The sequence below is a fragment of the Paraburkholderia sp. RAU2J genome, assembly GCF_003634845.1.
In the GTDB taxonomy this organism is placed as follows: domain Bacteria; phylum Pseudomonadota; class Gammaproteobacteria; order Burkholderiales; family Burkholderiaceae; genus Paraburkholderia; species Paraburkholderia fynbosensis.
In genome coordinates this window covers 763,987-784,767 of the sequence record NZ_RBXG01000003.1, presented here as the reverse complement: position 1 = coordinate 784,767, position 20,781 = coordinate 763,987, and the positions used below count along the sequence as shown (strand labels likewise).

Genomic DNA, 20,781 nt, shown 5'->3' with positions numbered 1-20,781 from the left:
AGTGCCAGTGCTTTCCTGGCTGTCTGTTTGCGCTGCTGCATGTTTGCCAGTTTTCCCGGCCCAGACGCAACCTGCGTTCCATCGACTTGTCTTCGTCAATGCGCTTGGACGCAGTCAAACTGGCGGGCGTAATTTAGCACGCGACTATGCCGGATAACTGTTTCCAAAGCCGAGAAAGAGTCAAGAATTGTAATTTCGCGCGGGACGCCCGCCGCCATCGGCAACGCGCAATCCCACGGCCTTCAGGCCCTTAAAACGCGTGCCTGAGCCCCACCATCCCGACGAATTGCGAAGGTCCGGACGACGGCGTCGTATTCTGCGAGTCGCCGACCACCGCGACTGCATCGACGATACTCGTCGCGCCGGCACCCGTTGCGACCAGCGACTTGCCACGTGCATGCTGATACGCCTGCAGCGCATAGAGCGTCGTGCGTGCGGAGAGGCTGTACGTCTGTTCGAGCGAAATCTGGTGATAGCGTGCGGGATCACTGATGCCATTCGCCTTGCTGGCTTGCGTATAGCTGTAGCCCGCGCCGACTGTCACACTGGACGTGACCCGGTAGGTCGAAATCACGCCGTACGTATTGAACACGGCCTTGCTCGTAAACAGAGAACCATTGCCCGGCGTGTATTGCACGTTCGAATAGTTGATGCCGACCATCAGGTCCTGCAAGCTATAGCGCGCCGCCGCAGCAAACAGTTGCGCGCTACGCGCGGTAGCGTAGCCGTTATTCACCGGCGAGTTGATTGCAAAGCTGCCGAGCGCCGCGCTCGTCGCGATGTCTTTCAGCTTCACGTAACCCGCTGCAATCGCAAACGGCCTGTAGTCGTAGCGAAACGCCGCGCTGAAATGGCTGCCGTTGGCAATGCTGCCCGGCACGCCACCCAGTCCGTATTGCGCGCTCATCTGCAGGCCCGCAATAGTCGGCGATAGATAGGTTACCGAATTATTGAGGCGCAACGTCGTGTCGAGCGCGTCGATATCGCCGGGATGCGCGCCGGTCGCGCCGGTAAGCACGCCGGTCGGCCCGAGTGCGCCGACCATCTGGAAGTAAGGCGTGTATTGGCGGCCGAGCGTCACCGTGCCGTAGCGGTCATTCGCGAGGCCCACATAAGCCTGTCGATTGAACAGGTAGCCGGCGCTGCTTTGCGCGCCGGTCAGCGAATTAAAGCCGCTTTCGAGCCGGAAAATCGCCTTCGTGCCGCCGCCGATGTCTTCCGCGCCGAGCAGGCCGAACTTGCTCGCCTGCAGGTTGCCCTGGCTCATGTAGACGTTGGAGTGGCCGTTCTGATTGCTGACATAGGCAAACGCGTTATCGACGACGCCGTACAACGTCACGCTGCTTTGCGCCGATGCGCTGCTCGACGCCACTGCGCCCGCCAACGGCAGGCAGGAAAGGACGATCGCGCGGGTTCGCGCGCGCTTCAAAGTGTTCATCGCTTGCTGGTCTCCGGATTGAATATCCGGCCTGATCCCTCAGGCCGGTGCTGGATGTTTTTTGAGGGGTTCAGTGGGACAGGGAGATCGTCAGGCAGCGCCAGCCTTCGGCCGTGTGGTCGGCTGCGAGCGCTGCGCCGATGCACTCGATAGCTCGCGCTTCATGCATCGGCACGTAGAGGCGGACTTGCGTCTGCGGCTGTTGCATCCAGCCTTCACGTTCGACCGCAATGCGCAACGTATGCGCGTCGCCCGTCATCGTGACGTTCCAGCGGCCTTGCTCGCCAGTGCGCCAGGCTTCGCTTTCACCGTCGTCCTCGACGCAGCCGCCGCGCGTCACGCCGGCGCCGGCGTGCGGCACCGCGATGAACGCGCGTTCGTCAGCCGGGCGGCCGAAGTGCTGTTCGGCGATATTCAACGGCACCACGCTGCCTTCACGCAGCAGGAACACAGGCTGTTCGAAAGGCGCCGGCAGCGTCACCGTCTGACCACCGTCGAATGCTTCGCCGCTCCAGTACGACACCCAGCGCGTGCCCGCAGGCAGATACACGTCGCGCGTCGACTGCCCCGCCTCGACCACCGGCGCGACCAGCACCGACGAACCGAGCATCATGTCGTCGCCGTCTTCGAGGCAGCGCGGGTCGTGCGGAAACTCCGCGAACATCGGCCGCAAAACGGGTTCATAGGCGCTGTGCGATTGCCACAGCAGTTCGTACAAGTATGGGATCAACCGATAGCGCAGCTTGATCAGGTCGGCCACCTGCTGCGTGACCTCGGGGTACATCCACGGTTCGTTGACGGTGCCGTCGTCATTCCACGAGTGGATGCTAAAGCGCGGCAGGAAGATGCCGAACGCGACCCAGCGCGCGAACAACTCCGGCCCCGGCGCCGGACCCGAGAAGCCGCCGATGTCATGGCCGCTGTTCGACACGCCGGACATCGCGAGTCCAAGGCCCATTTTCAGGTTGAAGCGCAACGTTTCCCACGACGTGTAGTTGTCGCCCGACCACGTCTGCACGTAGCGGTGCATGCCGACGCCACCCGAGCGCGACACGAGGAACGGCCGCCGGTCGGGCGCATGCTCGCGCTGCGCATCGTGCGACGCGCGCATCATCATTTGCGTTTGCAGCACCTTCGCCTGGAGCGCCGGATACGGTTTGCCGAAGCCGCGCGCCATCGCGTCAGGCGACCAGATCTCGAACTCGTTGTTGTCGTTCCACGTCGCCGCAATGCCGTGCTTCAGCAGGCTTTCTTTTACGCACGCCTTCCACCAGTCGAGGGTGTCGGGATTCGTGAAGTCCAGGTACGCGCCGACTTCGTCCCAGTACTGCACCCATGCCGGCTCGCCGTCGCGCGACGCGATCAGCAGACCCGCGCGGGCTGCGTCTTCGAATGCCGGATGATCCTGCAGCAGACACGGCTTGATGTTCGCGCACAGTCGCACGCCGTGATCGAGATAGCTCTGCACGAAGCCGTCGATATCCGGAAACTTCTCGTGATTCCAGGTGAACACGTAACGCTTCGGACCGATCGACGTATAGCCCGACGAGAGATGGAACGAATCGCACAGCACGTCGTGCTCGCTGCATCGTTCGATGAATTCGCCCATGCGCTGCTGCGCGTCGGGTGCGTCGGTGTAGCTCATGGTCGAGCCGGAGTAGCCCAGCCCCCACTTCGGCATCCAGGCGGGGCGGCCCGTCAGCCACGTGAAGCGGCGCACCGCATTCAACGGCGTGCCCGCGGACGCGATGAAGTAATAGTCGAGATCGCCATGCTCGGCGATGAAATGGCGGTAGTGGCCGTGGTAGTTGTCGAGCTCGCGGCCCATGTCGAAGCGGCAATCGGCGAGCGTGTCGTAGAACAGGCCGAAGCCGGTCGACGTTTGCGGCTGCCACGTCACGTAGAACGGGATGTGTTTGTAGAGCGGATCGGTCGTGCGCGCGCTGTAGCCCATCGCGTCGATATTGCGCATCTCGTAGCTCTGATGCGCGCGGTCGAGCGAACCGGCGCGCTCGCCGAGGCCGACATACATTTCGTCCTTGCGACGCTCGATGTAGTGATACACGCGCTTGTCCCACCAGCCGAAGTTGTAGGACTGCGTCTTGCGATCGCTCATCACGCGATGCCAGGCGCCGTCGTGCAGGATGTCCCACGCGCACAGGCCGCCGTCGAGCGTGACCGTCAGGCGCACGCGCGCCGTCTCGACCACCAAGTGCCGCGCGTCGTTCGACACCACAAACGGCGGCGGCGTGAAGCCGCTGAGGTCGCGACGCTCGCGCCCTTCCAGTGCGACATCGTCGGTGCCCGGCGCGATCGCCCAGGTGCGCGGGCCGTGCAATTCGCCGTCGGGCAGCACGAGCACACGGATGATGTCTTCCGCGAGAACGAACAGTTCGATTCGGCAGTTTTCCTGCGCGGTCAGAACAAGGTGGTTGTCGAGCTGGGACGACAACGCAAAACGTGGCGGGTGTTTCAGATTCGTCAGTGAACGCATGATGGGTCTTCGAATGAGGTCACGCAGGGGTGCCGGCGCCGTCGGCGATCGGACGCGGACGGCCGTCGGGCGAGACGCCGCGCATCAGGATGATCAGCAGCGTTGCGCCGATCAGGTCGAAAGCGCCGAGGGCGCCGAATAGTGGTGTATAGCCGATCGAGTCGGCCAGCGCGCCGACGAGCAGCGAGAAGCCGAGGCCGCCGATCCACGCGGCCATGCCCGCAAAGCCGGCCACGGTGCCGACCTCGCTCGGGTCGAACACGTCGGCGGCGAGCGTATTCACGAGCGCCGAGATCATCTGATGCGCGAAACCGCCCACGCAGAAGAGCGCGATGGCCTGATACGGCGAAGCGACGAGGCCGATGGCCGCCGGCCCGAGCATCATGAAAGCGCCGAGCACGACGCCCGCGATGCGCGACCAGACCAGCGGCACGCGCAGGTGTTTCATCAGGAACGGCGACAGATAGCCGCCGAACAGCCCGCCCAGATCGGCGGCGAGAAAGGGCAGCCACGCGAACATCGCGATCTGCTTGAGATCCATGTGACGCTGGGTGGCGAGATAAAGGGGAATCCAGAAACTGAAGGTCTGCCACGCGGGTTCCGCGAAAAAGCGCGCTTGCGCAATCGCCCAGAAGCGGCGCGTGCGCAATACCTCGCGAACGCTGCGGCGGCGGGGCGCGGCAGGCGCCTGTCCGCTGACGATCTTGTCGCGCTCCACCTCGCTGATGCGCGAGTGATCGGCCGGCGAGCGGTACAGCAGATACCATGCGGCGGCCCACACGAAGCCGAGCGCGCCCGTCGCGGCAAACGCGCTTTGCCAGCCATAGCGCAACGAGAGGAAGACGACGAGGGGCGGCGCGAGCAGCGAACCGAGCGAGGTGCCCGCGTTGAAGTAACCCACTGCAATGGATTTCTCGCGATCGGGAAACCATTCGGCGACCACCTTCATGCCCGCGGGGATGGCGACCGCTTCGCTCAGCCCCATGAGCCCGCGCAATGCCGCGAGCGAGAGCCAACCGCTCGCGAGACCGTGGAATACCCCGGTCAGCGACCAGAGGCAGGCGAACAGCGCGAAGCCGAGCCGCAGGCCGATCAGATCGATGATCACGCCGCACACCGGCTGCATCACCGTGTAGCCGATCTGGAAGGCGCCGACAACGTACGAATACTGCTGGGTGCTCATGTGCAGCAGCGGCATCAACTGTGGCGCCATTACGCCGAGCGAATTGCGCGAGAGATAGTTGACGATCGTGCCGAGACACACGAGCGCGATGATCCACCAGCGCAGTCCAACGATTGTTTTCAAGGTATCTCCGAATTTTCGATGCCGCGAGTTGCCTCGAGCGGTGCGCGAATTCGAACATTTTTCGTTCGTTTCGCTTCAGTCATCGTATCACTCGGCGATCGACATCACAGTAGGGAAAACCATGTATTAGTTTTATGCTATTGATTATATTGAGATATCTTTAATCAAATTTCAGAAAACTCTGAGGCCCCGATGTCTGATGACAAACGTGATCACGCGCGTATTTGTTCTTTAAGATTCACAAATGTTCGAATTTGCGGCGATTCGAGTGATCGGCCGTCGAACGGGAGTCGTCCGGGATCGGTCGGCCATGGCGCGGGCGTTCTCGCGCGACGTTGGCGCGCCTGACGCCACGCGGCTTGGCGCGTCGAGAGATTGAGTGGGGAATGCCAGCGGCGTGCAGGCCGCCCAGGCAAGGGGTCAGCCGCTCAGGTCACGACCGATTGGGCTGCGGCGCAGTATTCCACCATAGCGGTCGAGATGGATGACGAGCGATTGCATTGGCTGGACCACCACGCAGAGAACCGCGCGTTCGTCGTGCCGATGACACCCCCGCACGTGATTTCAACGCGGCCCCGAAGTTGCTACGAATCCTGGATTTGGAACGCCGTTGCCCGCCGACCTGATGCACGCCGAAGCCGCGCCGCTGCCTGCCAGCGGGCCGCAAACCGCCGGCCTGTTCCAGGGCTGGCATTGCTACATCCCACGGATCAGGGTTGGCGTTTGGCGCGGCCAGCAGCGAGTTTGCCAGCCGGCTTACGTGAACCCGCAACTGGCTTGCCGGCCGGTTTGCTGCGCGGCTTCTGCACGCTGAATGGGTTGCCGCTGGACAAGCTGGTGCCTTTACTCGCGGCCACAGCGCGTTGCGCCGCAGGCTTGCGTTTGTTTTCGCCGCTTTGCTGCGGGCGCGTTTTTTTGCTGAGCACCTGCATGGCGCCCGGCGCAGCTTGCGGCGCTTTGGGCTTCTTGGGCTTTTTGGGTTTCTTGATGATCTGGCCCGTCGCGCTGGTTTGCGGCACGCGGTGTTCGGCTTCAAAACCCGGCTCTTCCTTACGGGACAGCGTTTGCCGGATCAGCGCTTCAATCGCGGCCAGTTGCGGCGCTTCATCGGCACACACAAGGGACACCGCCACGCCGCTGGCGCCCGCGCGGCCGGTACGGCCAATACGGTGCACATAGTCTTGCGCCACGATCGGCAGATCGACGTTGATCACCAACGGCAGGTCGTCGATATCCAGCCCGCGCGCGGCCACATCGGTGGCGACCAGCATATGTACTTCGCCCGTCTTGAAGCGCTCCAGCGCACGCAGGCGCGCGGGTTGCGGTTTGTCGCCATGGATGGTGTCGACCGCATAGCCCGCTTCATCCAGCATGGCCGCCAGGTAATCCACGCCATTGCGGGTTTTGACGAACACCAGCGCGTGCTTCCAGTTGTTCTCAGCCACAAGGTGCATGAAGAGGTCAGGCTTGTTCTTTTTATCCACCGTCACCACCCACTGCCTGATCTTGCTGGCCGTGGCATTGGGCGGGCTGACGCTGATATTGACCGGGCCGCGCAGAATGCCCGCCGCCATGGCGCGGATATCATCGGTAAACGTGGCAGAGAACAGCAGGGTCTGGCGCTGAACGGGCAAGGCAGCGAAGACGGCGTTGAGTTCGCGCGCAAAGCCCAGATCCAGCATGCGGTCGGCTTCATCCAGCACCAGCGTTTGTACTTGATCAAACTGCACTGCGTTCTGGCGATTGAGATCCAGCAAACGGCCCGGCGTGGCAACGAGCACATCCACGCCTTTGCGCAACTTCATCATCTGCGGATTGATACTCACACCGCCGTAGGCGGCCAGAAATCGTAAGTCGAGGCCTTTGCCGTAAACGATAAAGCTTTGCAGCACTTGTTCGGCCAGTTCACGCGTGGGCACCAGCACCAGAACACGCGCGCGGTTGCTGGACACTGCCGGGCCGTGTTGCACCAGCCGTTGCAACAGCGGCAGCGCAAAACCCGCCGTTTTGCCAGTGCCGGTCTGTGCCGCAGCCATGACGTCCTTGCCACTGAGCACAGCAGGAATCGCCTTGGCCTGCACCGGCGTAGGTGTCTGGTAATTGAGGTCGTGCACATTACGCAGCAAGGGCTCGATCAGGCCAAGCGAGGCAAAAGACATGGGCGCATTCCGGGCTAAAACCGCAATTCTAGCGGTTACTGCCTGATCGCACCGCGCAAATCAATGGTCAATAAGATCGACGTTGATCGCCACTGAAAAATGTAGCGGTGCCGGACGCCACACCAGCAAGCTGCTCTACGAGACACCGATGAGCAACACTGCCGCCAGCGCCAGTCGCAATTGCATCAACAGCAAACGCGCCAGTGGGCACACAAACAGCCACGCCCGCATCTGCATCGCCGTCGGCTGCCTGAATAAGGCCCGAGCCCCGCCACGCCACGTCATCCATGAACAGATCTGTCGCCGAGACGAAGATCAGTAAAAATCGGGACGACACGAACAGGAATGCCTATTTAGCAAGATCGTCGAACTGCCAGGCGACTGAACTATGCCGACCACCGTCACTCTTCATCTTCCCTTTACGGATCATGTGCGTGAGTTCGACACCGCCTGAAATGACACGGGCGCAACGAGAGATTCTCAACTCTGGCATTGGTCGTACGATGCGTTTGCTCGCTCGATGGCCCTGCTCTATCGCGTTGAAATGATAGGAACTGCGTACCCGAAACACCCGGGCGTTTCGTGGCCACCGTCGGTCTCTGGATGGCGGTTGGAATCCAGCGTGCGACGAATGAGTCGTATCGGCCCGAAGCGGTCGCTGAACCTGGTATTTCCGAATGTCCGCTTCTGACCGAGGCCGGGCCTGGGCCGCCCGTCACAAGACAACGGGCACGGCACCGACGCATAAGAACATCTTGATTAGGAAATGACCATTTCCTATAATGCTGGATGACTACGCGCAACCCTACTGCCAGACACTCCCGCGCGCCGGGACGCCCACGTGAATTTGACATGGATGTAGCGCTAGACGGCGCAATTCAGATTTTTCGCGAACGCGGCTATCACGCGACGTCCCTCGGAGACCTTGGGTCGGCGATGGAACTGACGGCCGGCAGTATCTATAAGGCCTTTGCCGATAAACGCGCAGTATTCGTCGCCGCACTGGACCGCTACATTCACCTACGAAATGCACAGTTACAGAGCCTGATCGATCGGGAGCCAACTGGACGGGACAAGGTGCGAGCTGTTCTGCATTTCTATGCAGAGTCAGCGCATGGCGTCGAGGGAAAGCGGGGCTGTCTTGTCGCTGGAAGCGCGACAGACCTCGCTACCTTCGATAGCGAGGTCGCCGGTCGTGTCGTAGCGGCCTTGCAGAGAATTGAAGCCATGTTGAACCGTCTGATCAGTCTTGGCCAGACAGACGGCTCCATCACATCGGCTGTGGACTCAAAGGCCTCTGCCTGTGCACTGTTGAGTGTGGTGCAAGGTTTCAGGGTCGTCGGCAAGACGGGGCGATCCCGGGCGCACATGATGGCCGCAGCAGAGCAGGCCATGCGGCTGCTTGGCTAAAAAACCGCTGAAGGCACGATCCTCATCAAATGAAAGCTGCTCGACAAAATAGGAAACGAATGTTTCCCAATTGGAATTTGCCGACAGGCAAACCCGTTAATGCTTTCGTCACCACAAAATCCAAGGAGTCCCATTCGTGACAGCGCATCATTCGCCCACCCAATCAGGAAGTCCCACAATCGCAAACGAATTGCCCGCATCAAGGCCCGTTCCGGGACTGGCAGGATTCGAGCATCGGTTCGAGACCGTGAGCGGGCTTCGGCTGCACTACGTCACGGGAGGCAACCCGGACGGTGATGTGATTGTTTTACTCGCGGGATTTCCCGAGAGCTGGTTCGCCTGGCGCAAAGTAATGGGCATGCTCGCGACGACCTACAGAATCGTCGCGCCGGACCTTCCTGGACAAGGTGATTCCGATCGACCGGTAGACGGCTATGACACGCGGACCCTCGCGAACCATGTCCATGGCTTGCTCCAGCAACTCGACGTGACCCGGTACTTCGTCGCCGCGCACGACGTAGGAGCGTGGGTTGCTTATCCTCACGCGGCATTGTTCAGCAACGAAGTCCGCAGACTCGCGCTACTGGACGCGGGTATTCCGGGCATCACGCTGCCGGATGCCCTGTCTATCGCTCCCGAGCGTGCGTGGCGTACCTGGCATTTTGCATTCCACATGCTACCGGACCTGCCGGAGACGTTGATAACCGGCAAGGAACGCGAATACCTCGACTGGTTTCTGCGTCGAAAGACGGCGAATCCCGATGCTTTTACTGACGCGGATCTCGATGAATATCTGCGCATCTTCAAGAAAGACGGTGGCTTACGCGCCGGCCTTGCGTATTACCGTGCCGCGCATGTGTCCGCGCAGCAGAACCGCGAATTGAACGGACATGGCATGCTAAAGGTTCCGTTACTGGCCCTTGGTTCCGATCAAGGGTCTATCCCCGACATGGCAACACCTCTGCGCGCCTTCTTCGCCGATGTGCAGGGCCGCACCATTCGTCACTGTGGACACTTTCTGCCGGAAGAACAACCGCGAGTGGTCGCCGACGAACTCGCAGTGTTTTTTGGAATGGGCGACAAGTGAACTGGGTATGTGGGCTTCACTTGCGCGCCTGCCAGACCGACTCGCTCCAGGTCGGTGCCGCTGCCCGGATGATGTCGAGGACATCCGGCGGGACGTCGCCCGCGCCGGTGAGTTGGCGCACCTCCAGCACATCGTCCGTGCCGAGACCGGATGGCGCGCGCAATGCCCAGGAAATTGCCTCCTCAAGCGATCCAACTTCGATGATGTAAAAGCCACCGACCAGTTCCTTGGACTCGGCAAACGGGCCATCAACGATGTAGCGTTTGCCCTTGCTAACCGCAATTCGCGCTCCGGGCGCTGCCGGGTTCAAGCCTTCGGAAGCCACCAGGACACCGGCCTTGTGCATCTCTTCGTTGAACTTCATGTACGCCGTGAGCAGGGCCTCGTCCAAACGGCCGCCTGCATCCGGCTCTTCCTTGTCTGCACTTGCTTGGGCTGTGATGATGAATCGCATCGTCATTCTCCTGAGTTGAATGGTGCTTCAGAACCACGACGAACGAAGGACCGTCGAATCGACACGTTGCGGCCGATTTCGACGTTCACGACGGGCAGCTAGTCGCCAAACGCGGGCGAGCGCGAATCACGGCTGTGTCATTTGCCTGCCGGCGCGGTGTCAGCCGATTCGTGATTGTTGCGCGGCGCTACTCGCCATACAGCGTTACCGACGTCGTCAGCCACGAGCAAGGCCCCGTCCGCGTCCAGTGCGACGCCGACAGGTCGACCCAGGGCGTAGCCGTCTGCCGTCAGAAAGCCAGTCAGAAAATCCTCGGGTAGGCCGACAGGTGTTCCATCGACAAATGGCACGAACACCACCTTGTAGCCCGTACGCGGTTTACGGTTCCATGATCCATGCTGGCCAACAAACGCGCCGCCACGATAATGAGGCGGGAACAGCGTCCGGTCGTAAAAGACCAGACCTAGCGAAGCCGTATGATTGCCGAGCGCATAGTCAGGCACGACGGCCTTTGCAACCCTATCAGGGCGTTGCGGTTTGACGCGGGTGTCGATGTGCTGGCCATAATAGCTGTACGGAAAACCATAGAACGCGCCGTCTTTTACTGCTGTCATGTAGTCTGGCACCAGGTTGTTGCCGAGATCGTCCCGCTCGTTGACTGCCGTCCACAATGCGCCGCTGTCCGGTTGCCACGAGAGCCCATTGGGGTTACGCAACCCTGTCGCGTAGGGCGCGAGGCGCCCACTGTCCACGTCGAACTCGAGAATTCGCGCTCGGCCTTCTTCGGCGTCGACTCCATTTTCCGCTGCGTTGCTGTTCGATCCCACCGTGATGTACAGACGCTTGCCGGAGCGATCAGCCAAAATATTTTTAGTCCAGTGATGATTGATCGGCCCGGCCGGCAAGTCGGCAACCTTGACGCCGGGGCTTGTGATCTGGGTGGTGCCCGTCACATAGTCAAAACGCAGCAGAGCGTCCGTATCGGCAACGTAGAGTTGATTGCCAATGAGCGCCATCCCGAAGGGCGAGTGCAGGCCGCGCAGAAACACGGTGTGCATCCCCGCGACGCCGCTGCCGTCCACGTCGCGCAACAGCACAATACGATCGGGGCTCGGCACACCGGCGCCTGCGCGCTTCATGACCTGCTTTCTGACCCAGCCGAACAGGCCGCTGCCTTCATCGTGTTCTTTTGGCGCGTCGCTTTCCGCTACCAGTACGTCACCATTGGGCAGCGTGTAAAGCCAGCGCGGGTGCGCGAGGCCACCGGCAAACTCGGTGACGAGAAAGCCGGCGGGAGCTGTGGGGATGAAACCGTCGGGGCGCGCCTGAACAGGCGCGATGTTGACCATCGGCACCCACGACGTTTCCGGGGCCGGCATGGCGGGCGACGTGCCTAAGCCCGCATCGCTTGAACTCGATGGTCCGATCGCGCAAGCGGCCAGCGGCAAAACCATTGAAACAGCCAGACGATTTAGCAGGCACATGTGGGTTCCCTACGATGAGCGTTGATTGATGATGCATGCGAGCAATAGCAAGAAGCCGGCCCGTGACGTTGCCTGCAAAGGCGCAAACTGCTCCGTGATTCAAGCGGAAGACCTCGGCCTCCCGACTTGCCGGTCTTGCTGACGCTACGTTGGCGCTGTGCGGAATCAGCAGCGGAGTCGAGCGTCCGGATCGCCCCGCCGAACGTCAGGTTCCCTTAAGCTAAGGTCGCTAGCATGGGTCGGATTTGTGCAGTGCTTTTTTCGGGTATCAGTTCAAGATTCGCAGGCTGCGCGCCTCATCAATTCATCAAGTCGTGGTAACTTGAGGAGCAGGAATGGCCAAGGTCTTCGAAATGAAGCGTCCGGCATATGACGCAGTCGCGCGCACGCTGCACTGGCTGACCGTCCTGTTGGTCGCCACGCAGTTTGTGATCGGCTGGACGATGCCGGATGTCCACAAAGACACGCAGCCCGTTAACCTGATCGCCTGGCATCTTGGCGTGGGCGCGACGCTCGTCGCCGTGATGGTACTTCGGGTGTTCTGGCGATTGACGCATTGGCCCACGCCGGACCAACTGCCGCTGCCACTCAGCGTCGTCTCACGCATAACGCATGTTCTGCTCTACGTCGCCCTGGTGCTCGTCCCGCTACTCGGCTGGATCAACGCGTCCTCGCGCGGCTGGACGGTCCGCTTGCTGGGCGTCGTGCCTTATCCGGCACTGAGCGAACCGGGCTCCGCCTTCGGCCACGAGATGGGGGATGTGCACGGCATCCTCGCATGGGTGCTCTTCGCATTGATTGGCCTGCATGTCGTCGCAGCGTTGTTCCACCGCTTTGTTCTGAAAGACCATGTGCTACAACGGATGCTGCCTCACGCAGGGCCGTCGCGTGATCGGGGTCGAGACCGCTAGGGCCTGTCAACGCCCAAGGCTCACAAAGAGCCGCATCGAATCAAGGCGATTGGCTGGCTGCGCGCTGCGGTGCCTGGCGCAAACGACGGCATCATTTCGACGGCAAGCCTGATAACCGGCGTCGTGTCCGCGCATGCCGAGCATGGCCATGCTGGCTTTGACCCACATGGCTGGATTGGTAGCCGGCGCGATGGCGATGGCGAGTACATATCGGGTCAGTCGGAAACATCGGTGAAACCTGACGTTGGCCTAGGCTCAAGGTGCATTCAGAAAATCGGCCACGGCCTCGTTCAAGGGACCTGCGCATTCCTCCGGTAGCCAGTGACCACAGCCGGGCCTCGTGGATCCGTCAGATCGCCGAGCGCCGCATCCTGGTCGAAATCGCTGAGGAAGCCGACGAACATTCGTCGAACTGCACCACACGCCGCTCGGCGCAGCGCAAGGCACCGCATTGCTCGACTTTATGTTGACGGATTCCATATCTCTGACTAAAGTCAGAAATATGGAATCCGACATTCTCCACATCCGTCGCTTTAACCGCATAGTCGCCGAAAGCATTGGCGCTATCGATGATCATTTCCTCGGAAGGGGACGCCCGATGGGTGAATCACGCCTGCTATGGGAGATTGGTGTCGAAGGTGCGGATATTCGCGCTCTGCGCGCGCGGCTCAATCTTGATTCAGGCTATGTCAGCCGGACGTTGGCATCTCTCGAACGGCAAAAACTTGTTGCTGTCCTTGCTCATTCGGGCGACCGGCGGGTACGCCGGGTTTGCCTCACTCAGGGAGGCCTCATGGAAAGGGCCGAACTCGAGCGGCTCTCTGACGAGGTCGCTTTGCGCGCGCTCGAACCGCTCGGCGATGAGCAGCGTCGAAGACTGGTCGCAGCCATGTCTGAGGTTGAGCGTTTGCTACAGGCATCCCTTGTGAATTTCGCGCTAGAGGATCCCGATACTGATGACGCGCGATGGTGCTTTGAACAGTATTTTGGCGAGCTTGATCAGCGCTTTGAAGGAGGATTCGACCCGTCCAGCAGTCTGTCGGCGGATGCGCATGAACTCAAGGCACCGGCGGGCGCATTGATCGTCGCGAGACTCCAAGGAAAGCCGATCGGCTGCGTCGCGTTGAAATTTCATAAGAAGTCCCCGGCCGAGCTCAAAAGAATGTGGGTGAGCCCTTCCGCTCGCGGTATGGGTGTAGGCCGCCGGCTGATGGTTGAGGCGGAGAAACGCGCTCGGCAGGCCAAAGTGCGCGTTATTCGCCTGGAGACAAATCGAACTCTGGGTGAGGCGATTTCGCTATACCGGCAATCTGGATACGTCGAAGTCGATGCGTTCAGCGCGGAACCGTATGCCCATCACTGGTTTGAAAAGCGACTGGTCTGAACGGCCGTAATTCTTTGCTCAGCGGACTTGCAACTGTCGCTGATGATCCTCTCCTATGAGCTTGACGATGAAGCGCACTCCCCCCTCCCTCGACACGCCGCATCAAGAGCCCACCACCCCAATGGATGACGCGACCCGCATCTTCGACAAGCTTCGCCCTCGTCTGCAGGGCATCGCATACCGCATGCTCGCGTCGGTTGCGGAAGCCGAAGATGTCGTCCAGGACGCATGGCTGCGATGGCATGGCGCCGAGCGCGCCACCATCGACAATCCGGAAGCATGGCTCGTATCGGTCACCACGCGTCTGTCGATCGACCGCTTGCGCGCCGCCAAGGTGCAACGCGAGCACTACGCGGGTATCTGGCTTCCGGAGCCGCACATCATCGAGTCGCCGGTCACGCCCGAGGAGATCAAGGAGCGCGCGGACGACGTATCGGTTGCGTTCCTGATGCTGCTCGAACGACTGACGCCCGAGGCGCGCGCAGCATTCCTGCTGCGAGAAGTTTTCGATGCCGATTACGACGAAGTGGCAAACGCCATCGGCAAAAGCGAAGCCGCTTGCCGCCAGTTGGTGAGCCGCGCGAAAACGCAATTGCGCGACGAACGGCCGCGTTTCGCGGTGTCGCGCGAAAGCCATCTGCGATTGCTGCAAGTATTCGCACAGGCGTTGGAGCGCGGCGACTTCGCGGCCATCAACGGCATGCTCGCTGAAGACGCCGTGCTCATCGGCGATGGTGGCGGCCGCGTCCCGAGCTTCCCGAAACCGATGGTCGGCGGCAGGCGCATCGCGCAACTGTTCTACGCCGCGAGCCGGCGCTTTGGCAACGACCTGCGCATCGAACTCGCGGTACTCAACGGACAGTGGGCACTGTTGCGCTTCATCGAAGGCACGTTGGAATCGGCACAGTCGTACGAGACCGATGGCGAGCGGATCGTGCGCATCCAGATACAGCGCAATCCTGCCAAGCTCGTGCGTCTCGCGGCCGCATTCGGAGCTTGCTGAAGATTTTCTCCCTGGCGGGAGGCGCTGGCGCGATTGGTGTCGAGCAGGCAACAGCGTGAGCATCCTGGCGTGTCTACCGGGCTCGGGCGGCGGAACCTACCATGGTTTCCGTACGGCACATCGCCGACACCGATGCCCCGGTCGCCGAAGGGCGCCGTCTTCATTCCCGCCAGGAGAAAATCATGAGCCAACGCATCAACTACATTCAGCAATCGCCAGAACTGTTCAAGAGGTTTCTCGAGTTCAGCAACCTGCTAGGCGACAGCGCCATCGAAGAATCGGTCCGCGATCTCGTCGCGGTCCGCGCTTCGCAGATGAACGGCTGCGGCTTCTGTGTCGACATGCACGTGAAGCAGGCGAAGATCCACGGCGAGCGCGAGTTGCGCCTGCATCATCTGGCCACCTGGCGCGAATCGACGCTGTTTGCGCCGCGCGAACGGGCCGCGCTCGCGTGGACTGAAATCCTCACGCGCCTGCCCGAACAAGGCGTTCCCGACGACATTTACGAGCGTGTCCGCACGCAGTTTTCGGAGAAGGAACTGTCGGATCTGACTTATGAAGTGATGGCGATCAATGGTTGGAACCGCGCGAACGTCGCCTTCAAGACCGTGCCGGGCTCGTCGGACAAAGCGTTCGGTCTCGACAAGGCCGGCCTTGCATGAGTGACGGCCGCGCCCGCGCGGCCTTTACAGGAGAAACGTCATGTCGAGCTCGAAAAAACTCGCGTCGCTGATGCCGCTGCTGTGCTCGGCGTGGTTTGCGGAGCCGGCCAGCGCCGCGCCCGAAGCGATCGTCACACCTGTGATGGAGCAGCCGCTTGCGGACTATCCCGGCAAGGAAGCGCTGATGATCACGGTCGTCTACCCGCCCGGCGCCGCCGATCCAGTCCATCGGCACGATGCGCATGGCTTCATCTATGTGCTGGAAGGGTCGATCGTGATGGGTGTCAACGGCGGCAAGGAAGTGACGCTCACGCCTGGGCAGAGCTTCTATGAAGGGCCGAACGACATTCACACGGTCGGCCGGAACGCCAGCGCCACGCAGCCGGCCAAGTTTCTCGTCCTGCTGCTGAAGAATAAAAACGCGCCGGTGCTGACGCCGGTGAAGTAAAGCGATCCACCGGCCTGTGACATCGTCCGCCGAACAAAAAATGGCGGATCGTGTCACAGCGCGCGCGCGTCGCCCGTCTTGAGGATATGCACATCTTCGACCCGACCCGCCATGCCTGACACGCACGCGTTTCGCCGACCATCGGCACCCTCTCCCCGTTCCGCCCCCGCTTGCGAGGATTCGCTCGCCAGCAGCTTCGCCACCAGCTACGCGGGCGTCATCGCGTTTCTGGCGGTCGCCAGCGAAGGCAGTTTCGCCAAGGCCGGCGACCGGCTCGGCATCGGCCGCTCGGCCGTGAGCCGCAACATCCAGAAGCTCGAAGCGCAATTGGATGCGCGCCTCTTTCTGCGCACCACCCGCAGCACCTCGCTCACGCGCGAAGGCGAACTTTTCTACGAGAACTGCCATCCGGGTGTGGAACGCATCGTGCAGGCGTTGGAGGAAATGCGCGAGCTTCGCAGCGGACCGCCGCGCGGGCAATTGCGCATCTGTTCGACAAGCGGCTTCGGCCGTGCGATCGTCGCGCCGCTGTTGCGCGGTTTTCACGAGCGCTACCCGGATATCGCGCTCGACATGCTGCTCAACGATAACCCGGCCAATTTCACGGCCGACCGCGTCGACGTCGCTTTCCGCGATGGACGCATGGAGGACAGTCAGGTCATCGCCAAGCAGTTGATCCCGATGCAGATGATCGTCTGCTCGTCGCCCGCCTACGCGCGCGAGCACGGCTTGCCACGCAGCGTGGCGGAGCTGGCGGCGCATCGCTGCATCAACTTGCGGGCGGCGTCGGGACGCATCGCCGAATGGGAGTTCAAGGTCAACGGCCTGCCGCACAGGATAACGCCCAACGCCCCGCACACGTTCAACGATCCGGATCTCGTGCTGCAAGCCGTGCACGACGGCTCGGGCATTGCGCAGCTCGCCGCGTACCAGGTCTGCGACGCGCTGCGCGACGGGCGGCTGCGGTCCTGCCTCGAGCAATACGCACCCGACGATCGCGGCCACTACATCTGCTATCTGAGCCGCAAACATCTTCCCGCGCGTATCCGTGTATTCGTCGATTACATGACAGAACACACGCGCGCGCTTGACCTCGACTGCATGACCGCATTCCCGGAACTTTCCACATTGCCCCCGGCGCACGCGCGCTGATTGGTGTCGTCACGGCAACAGTGCGAGTCCCGGCGCGAGTCTACTGGGCGCCGCGTCCGACGCCTACTATTCACCTCGTACGACGACCAGATAAATCAGGTCTCCGATACAGCCCAACTGCGACGCATCGTGTGCGATGCGCGCGCCACACTCCGAGACACATCCCGTGGCCCGTGCGGCCGCACGAACACTCATCGAGAGGACATCATGAAAATCGTCGTCATTGGCGGTAGCGGACTCATCGGCAGCAAAGTCGTCAACGACCTGCGTACACGCGGTCATGACGTGATCGCGGCATCGCCCGCGTCGGGTGTCAACACGATCACAGGCGAGGGACTTGCAGACGCACTGCGCGGCGCGCAGGTCGTCGTCGACGTGGCCAACTCGCCGTCGTTCGAGGACAAGGCCGTGCTCGAATTCTTCGAAACGTCCGGCCGCAATCTGTTCGCGGCCGAAATTGCCGCGGGCGTCACGCATCACGTCGCGTTGTCGGTGGTCGGCACCGAGCGGCTCGCAGAAAGTGGCTATTTCCGCGGCAAGATCGCGCAGGAGAAACTGATTCGCGCGTCAGGCGTGCCGTACACGATCATCCAGTCGACGCAATTTTTCGAGTTCGTCGGCGGCATCGTGCAATCGGGCACCGAAGGCGACACCGTGCGGCTTCCGAGCGCGTACATCCAGCCGATCTCCTCGGACGACATCGCCCTCGCGGTCGCGGACTACGCGCTCGGCAAACCGCTGAACGGCGTCGTCGAAGTGGCGGGTCCGGAACGGATTCGGCTGCCCGAGCTCGCGGAGCATTTCCTGAGCGCGACGCACGATCCGCGCAAGGTGGTCGCGGATCCGCACGCACGCTACTTCGGCGCCGAACTGCACGACGACACGCTGGTGCCCGGTGCGAATCCGCGTCTCGGTTCGGTCAGGTTCGACACATGGTTCAGCCGGCCGCAAGCCGCGCGTTGAAGCAGGAATCTGAACACATTGCGCTCGCCGCCGCTCACGCTTGCTCGATACGGATCACAGCCGCGACCCTCGTGCACTGGGCGGATTCAACCGTCGTCACCGTGAGCGGCGCCCCTCGCCGCGCGGCTTGCCTTTTCGAGTACGATTGACGGCATCCATGGGTTTTCCCTGAGCAAATCCATGTCGATAGCCGCATTGCCGATTCGTCGTAGAAGTAAGTCCAACTTCTCTAGTGAAAGGCGAGCACACCATGACTACCGGAACCATTCATCTTCACCGCGTCTTGCGCGCCACGCCCGAGCGCATCTACCGGGCCTTCCTCGAACCCGATGCAATCGTGCGGTGGCTGCCTCCCTACGGCTTTACCTGCCAGGTCCACCACATGGATGCCCGCGTCGGCGGCACCCACAAGATGTCTTTCCGTAACTTTGGCACCGGCCATAGCCACTCGTTCGGCGGCGAGTACATCGAACTGGTGCCGAACGAGAAAATCCGCTACTTCGACCGCTTCGACGATTCGAACCTGCCCGGCCAGATGCACGTCACCATTTCATTGCGGCAGGTGTCCTGCGGCACCGACATCACCATCGTGCAGGAAGGCGTGCCCGAGGTCATTCCGGTGGAGATGTGCTACCTCGGCTGGCAGGAATCGCTCGCTCAACTGGCGAGGCTGGTCGAGCCAGAGATACCTGACTGAGCGCGTGTGGCGGGCAAGCGTGCGCCGCGTTGCCCGGAGTGCGTCTGGCGATAAGACGCTTCGGGCAGCGGCGCGTCGTTCGCGTTTTTGACGCCTACTTCGTGCGCGCCGGCTTTTTCGCGGCCTTTGCTTTTACAGCGGCGGCATTGAGGGCGATGGCGGCACGGATGAGCGTCTTGAACGCGCGCGCGTCGACCTGCTCTCCTTCGTGGATGTCGATCGCGCGTCGAACATTTCCGTCGAGACTCGCGTTGAAGAGGCTGGCTGGGTCCTCCAACGAAGCCCCTTTGGCGAAAGTAAGCTTCACGACTGATTTGTACGACTCGCCGGTGCAGATGATCCCATCATGCGACCACGTGGGCGTGCCCATCCACTTCCATTCCTCCACGACCGCAGGGTCCGCTTCCTTGATGAGCTTGCGCATCCTGCTCAACGTCTCTGCACGCCAATCTCCGAGTTCGGCAATTCTGTTGTCGATCAATTCAGATGCCGGCTGACCTTCGGTCGGCTCCGTTTTTTTCATCTTCTCCTCCTGATCTTTCGGACATTGTGCTGATCTGGGGCGAGCCTTCTTATTAACTACGACTTCCATCTCGGCTTTGCCCCTCACCGTGCTCCCCGTATCAGAGACCAAAGCGCTTCGTGTACTCGGTGTTCAGGCGCGGCCAGCCGAATTGCATCGCGTCGCCACCAACGATACGCCCGATCGGATCACCGGCCACGAGCCTCTCGAGCACGTCGAGGCAAATGTGCCACCCAGCTGCGCCCATCGAGATGAAGTTGCGATCGATGTTGTGCCAGAGCGTGAGACGCGTGCCGTCGCCGAGCGGCTCGAGGGTCCACCGCATATCATTGCCGCCCCAGCGATATTCGAGCAGGTTCGGCGCGTCGGCGCGCGTCACCTCGGTCTCCGAGATCTGCGGCGTCGGCGTTCCGACCGTCGAAAGCTTGACGGGACCGACCGAAGCAAGGCTCCGGTCGGCATCGAACGGCGCCCATTCGCGCAGACTGGCCGGATCGGTCAATGCCGTCCAGACTTTCTCGGGCGAATGGCGCAACTCGCGGACGACAACGAGCGTCCACTTCTCCCCATCCTTTCTGACTTCGGCGCCGGCGGCAGGGCCCGGCATGTATTCGTCGCGATTGCTCATCGTTTCTTCCCCTTGCTGCGCGGTGCAGGATCGATCTGATCGAGGTGGCGCTCGAGAGCGTCGAGGTGGACCGACCAGAATCGGCGGAACGGAGCGAGCCAGGCGTCTATCTCCATCAACGGTTCCGGATTGAGCCGGTATAGACGCCGTTGTGCATCAACGCGCGCCTCCACGAAGCCGGCCTCCCGGAGCACCCGCAGGTGCTTCGAGACAGAGGGCTGCGAGAGATTGAGCTTCTCCTCGATTTCACCCACGGACTGCTCGGAAGCTGCAAGCAGACTCAGGATGGCGCGGCGGTTCGGCTCGGCGATGATGGCAAATGTCGACTCCATATCTCTTATATACTCCTCAAGGCATATACAAGTCAAGCGGTGGGAATGCGTGCGGCGCTGCGGAACGCGCGGTCCCTCATCTTGCTGCTCGCTCTCATCGACGCGCATCGCGGGTTCAATCACTTCCGCACATTCACGTCGATGCCGGTAGAATCCGCGTCGCCGCCCGTATGCGCCATTCGCATGAATCGATTTATTCAATACATTTGTCTGTTCGGGCAATTTGCGCTCGAATGGCAGGTTTGC

The 20,781-nt window shown here is 61.5% G+C and carries 19 protein-coding genes and 1 pseudogene; 11 read left to right on the top strand and 9 right to left on the bottom strand.

Going from position 1 to position 20,781, the window contains the following annotated elements; all coding sequences use genetic code 11:
• Positions 1-250: 250 nt before the first annotated feature.
• The 4 genes from B0G69_RS35030 to B0G69_RS35015 all read right to left on the bottom strand — a co-directional run bounded on the left by B0G69_RS35030 (position 251) and on the right by B0G69_RS35015 (position 7,397).
• Positions 251-1,438 carry a porin gene (locus tag B0G69_RS35030; protein ID WP_121324676.1) on the bottom strand — a complete coding sequence of 396 codons (1,188 nt, stop codon included), beginning with the start codon at positions 1,436-1,438 and terminating at the stop codon, positions 251-253.
• Positions 1,439-1,508: 70 nt separating this feature from the next.
• Positions 1,509-3,932, bottom strand: coding sequence for a glycoside hydrolase family 31 protein (locus B0G69_RS35025; RefSeq protein ID WP_121324675.1), 2,424 nt, complete (start codon positions 3,930-3,932; stop codon positions 1,509-1,511).
• Between the two features lie 19 nt (positions 3,933-3,951).
• Positions 3,952-5,238, bottom strand: coding sequence for an MFS transporter (locus B0G69_RS35020; RefSeq protein WP_121324674.1), 1,287 nt, complete (start codon positions 5,236-5,238; stop codon positions 3,952-3,954).
• Between the two features lie 710 nt (positions 5,239-5,948).
• Positions 5,949-7,397, bottom strand: coding sequence for a DEAD/DEAH box helicase (locus B0G69_RS35015; protein ID WP_121324673.1), 1,449 nt, complete (start codon positions 7,395-7,397; stop codon positions 5,949-5,951).
• 852 nt (positions 7,398-8,249) lie between these two features.
• Here B0G69_RS35015 and B0G69_RS35010 point away from each other — a divergent pair.
• Together B0G69_RS35010 and B0G69_RS35005 are read left to right on the top strand one after the other, a co-directional pair.
• A complete protein-coding gene (locus B0G69_RS35010; RefSeq protein WP_121324672.1) occupies positions 8,250-8,807 on the top strand; it encodes a TetR/AcrR family transcriptional regulator in 558 nt (185 codons plus the stop codon).
• 262 nt (positions 8,808-9,069) lie between these two features.
• Complete coding sequence (locus B0G69_RS35005) at positions 9,070-9,894, top strand: alpha/beta hydrolase (RefSeq protein WP_277873617.1); 825 nt, start codon at positions 9,070-9,072, stop codon at positions 9,892-9,894.
• 16 nt (positions 9,895-9,910) lie between these two features.
• Here B0G69_RS35005 and B0G69_RS35000 read toward each other — a convergent pair whose 3' ends face one another.
• Positions 9,911-10,348 (bottom strand): YciI family protein, encoded by a 438-nt coding sequence (locus tag B0G69_RS35000; protein WP_121324671.1) that lies wholly within the window; start codon positions 10,346-10,348, stop codon positions 9,911-9,913.
• A gap of 137 nt (positions 10,349-10,485) precedes the next feature.
• Positions 10,486-11,832 carry a sorbosone dehydrogenase family protein gene (locus tag B0G69_RS34995; protein ID WP_121324670.1) on the bottom strand — a complete coding sequence of 449 codons (1,347 nt, stop codon included), beginning with the start codon at positions 11,830-11,832 and terminating at the stop codon, positions 10,486-10,488.
• Between the two features lie 335 nt (positions 11,833-12,167).
• Between B0G69_RS34995 and B0G69_RS34990 the strand changes: the two genes are divergently transcribed.
• From B0G69_RS34990 to B0G69_RS34950, 9 genes and pseudogenes are all read left to right on the top strand, one after another.
• Positions 12,168-12,743 carry a cytochrome b/b6 domain-containing protein gene (locus tag B0G69_RS34990; RefSeq protein WP_121324669.1) on the top strand — a complete coding sequence of 192 codons (576 nt, stop codon included), beginning with the start codon at positions 12,168-12,170 and terminating at the stop codon, positions 12,741-12,743.
• A 3-nt stretch (positions 12,744-12,746) separates the two neighbouring features.
• A pseudogene (locus tag B0G69_RS42375) lies at positions 12,747-12,948 on the top strand (VIT1/CCC1 transporter family protein); the annotation flags it as partial.
• A gap of 297 nt (positions 12,949-13,245) precedes the next feature.
• A complete protein-coding gene (locus tag B0G69_RS34980; RefSeq protein WP_121324668.1) occupies positions 13,246-14,127 on the top strand; it encodes a helix-turn-helix domain-containing GNAT family N-acetyltransferase in 882 nt (293 codons plus the stop codon).
• A gap of 121 nt (positions 14,128-14,248) precedes the next feature.
• Positions 14,249-15,130, top strand: a complete 882-nt coding sequence (locus tag B0G69_RS34975; protein ID WP_199731492.1) for an RNA polymerase sigma-70 factor — start codon at positions 14,249-14,251, stop codon at positions 15,128-15,130.
• A gap of 182 nt (positions 15,131-15,312) precedes the next feature.
• Positions 15,313-15,792: a carboxymuconolactone decarboxylase family protein gene (locus B0G69_RS34970; protein ID WP_121325100.1), complete on the top strand. Its 480-nt coding sequence runs from the start codon at positions 15,313-15,315 to the stop codon at positions 15,790-15,792.
• Positions 15,793-15,862: 70 nt separating this feature from the next.
• Positions 15,863-16,240: a cupin domain-containing protein gene (locus tag B0G69_RS34965; RefSeq protein WP_241991690.1), complete on the top strand. Its 378-nt coding sequence runs from the start codon at positions 15,863-15,865 to the stop codon at positions 16,238-16,240.
• A 111-nt stretch (positions 16,241-16,351) separates the two neighbouring features.
• A complete protein-coding gene (locus B0G69_RS34960) occupies positions 16,352-17,392 on the top strand; it encodes a LysR family transcriptional regulator (RefSeq protein WP_121324665.1) in 1,041 nt (346 codons plus the stop codon).
• 207 nt (positions 17,393-17,599) lie between these two features.
• Entirely contained in the window at positions 17,600-18,355 is a 756-nt protein-coding gene (locus B0G69_RS34955; RefSeq protein WP_121324664.1) for an SDR family oxidoreductase, read from the top strand.
• Between the two features lie 250 nt (positions 18,356-18,605).
• On the top strand, positions 18,606-19,052 hold the full coding sequence (locus B0G69_RS34950; protein ID WP_121324663.1) for an SRPBCC family protein: 447 nt from the start codon (positions 18,606-18,608) through the stop codon (positions 19,050-19,052).
• Between the two features lie 94 nt (positions 19,053-19,146).
• Here the strand turns inward: B0G69_RS34950 and B0G69_RS34945 are convergent, their stop codons facing one another.
• From B0G69_RS34945 to B0G69_RS42370, 3 genes are all read right to left on the bottom strand, one after another.
• A complete protein-coding gene (locus tag B0G69_RS34945; protein ID WP_121324662.1) occupies positions 19,147-19,575 on the bottom strand; it encodes a DUF1801 domain-containing protein in 429 nt (142 codons plus the stop codon).
• 100 nt (positions 19,576-19,675) lie between these two features.
• Positions 19,676-20,203, bottom strand: coding sequence for an SRPBCC family protein (locus tag B0G69_RS34940; protein ID WP_121324661.1), 528 nt, complete (start codon positions 20,201-20,203; stop codon positions 19,676-19,678).
• A complete protein-coding gene (locus tag B0G69_RS42370) occupies positions 20,200-20,757 on the bottom strand; it encodes a metalloregulator ArsR/SmtB family transcription factor (RefSeq protein ID WP_241991628.1) in 558 nt (185 codons plus the stop codon). Before B0G69_RS42370 ends, B0G69_RS34940 begins: the two co-directional genes overlap by 4 nt.
• Between the last annotated feature and the right edge of the window lie 24 nt (positions 20,758-20,781).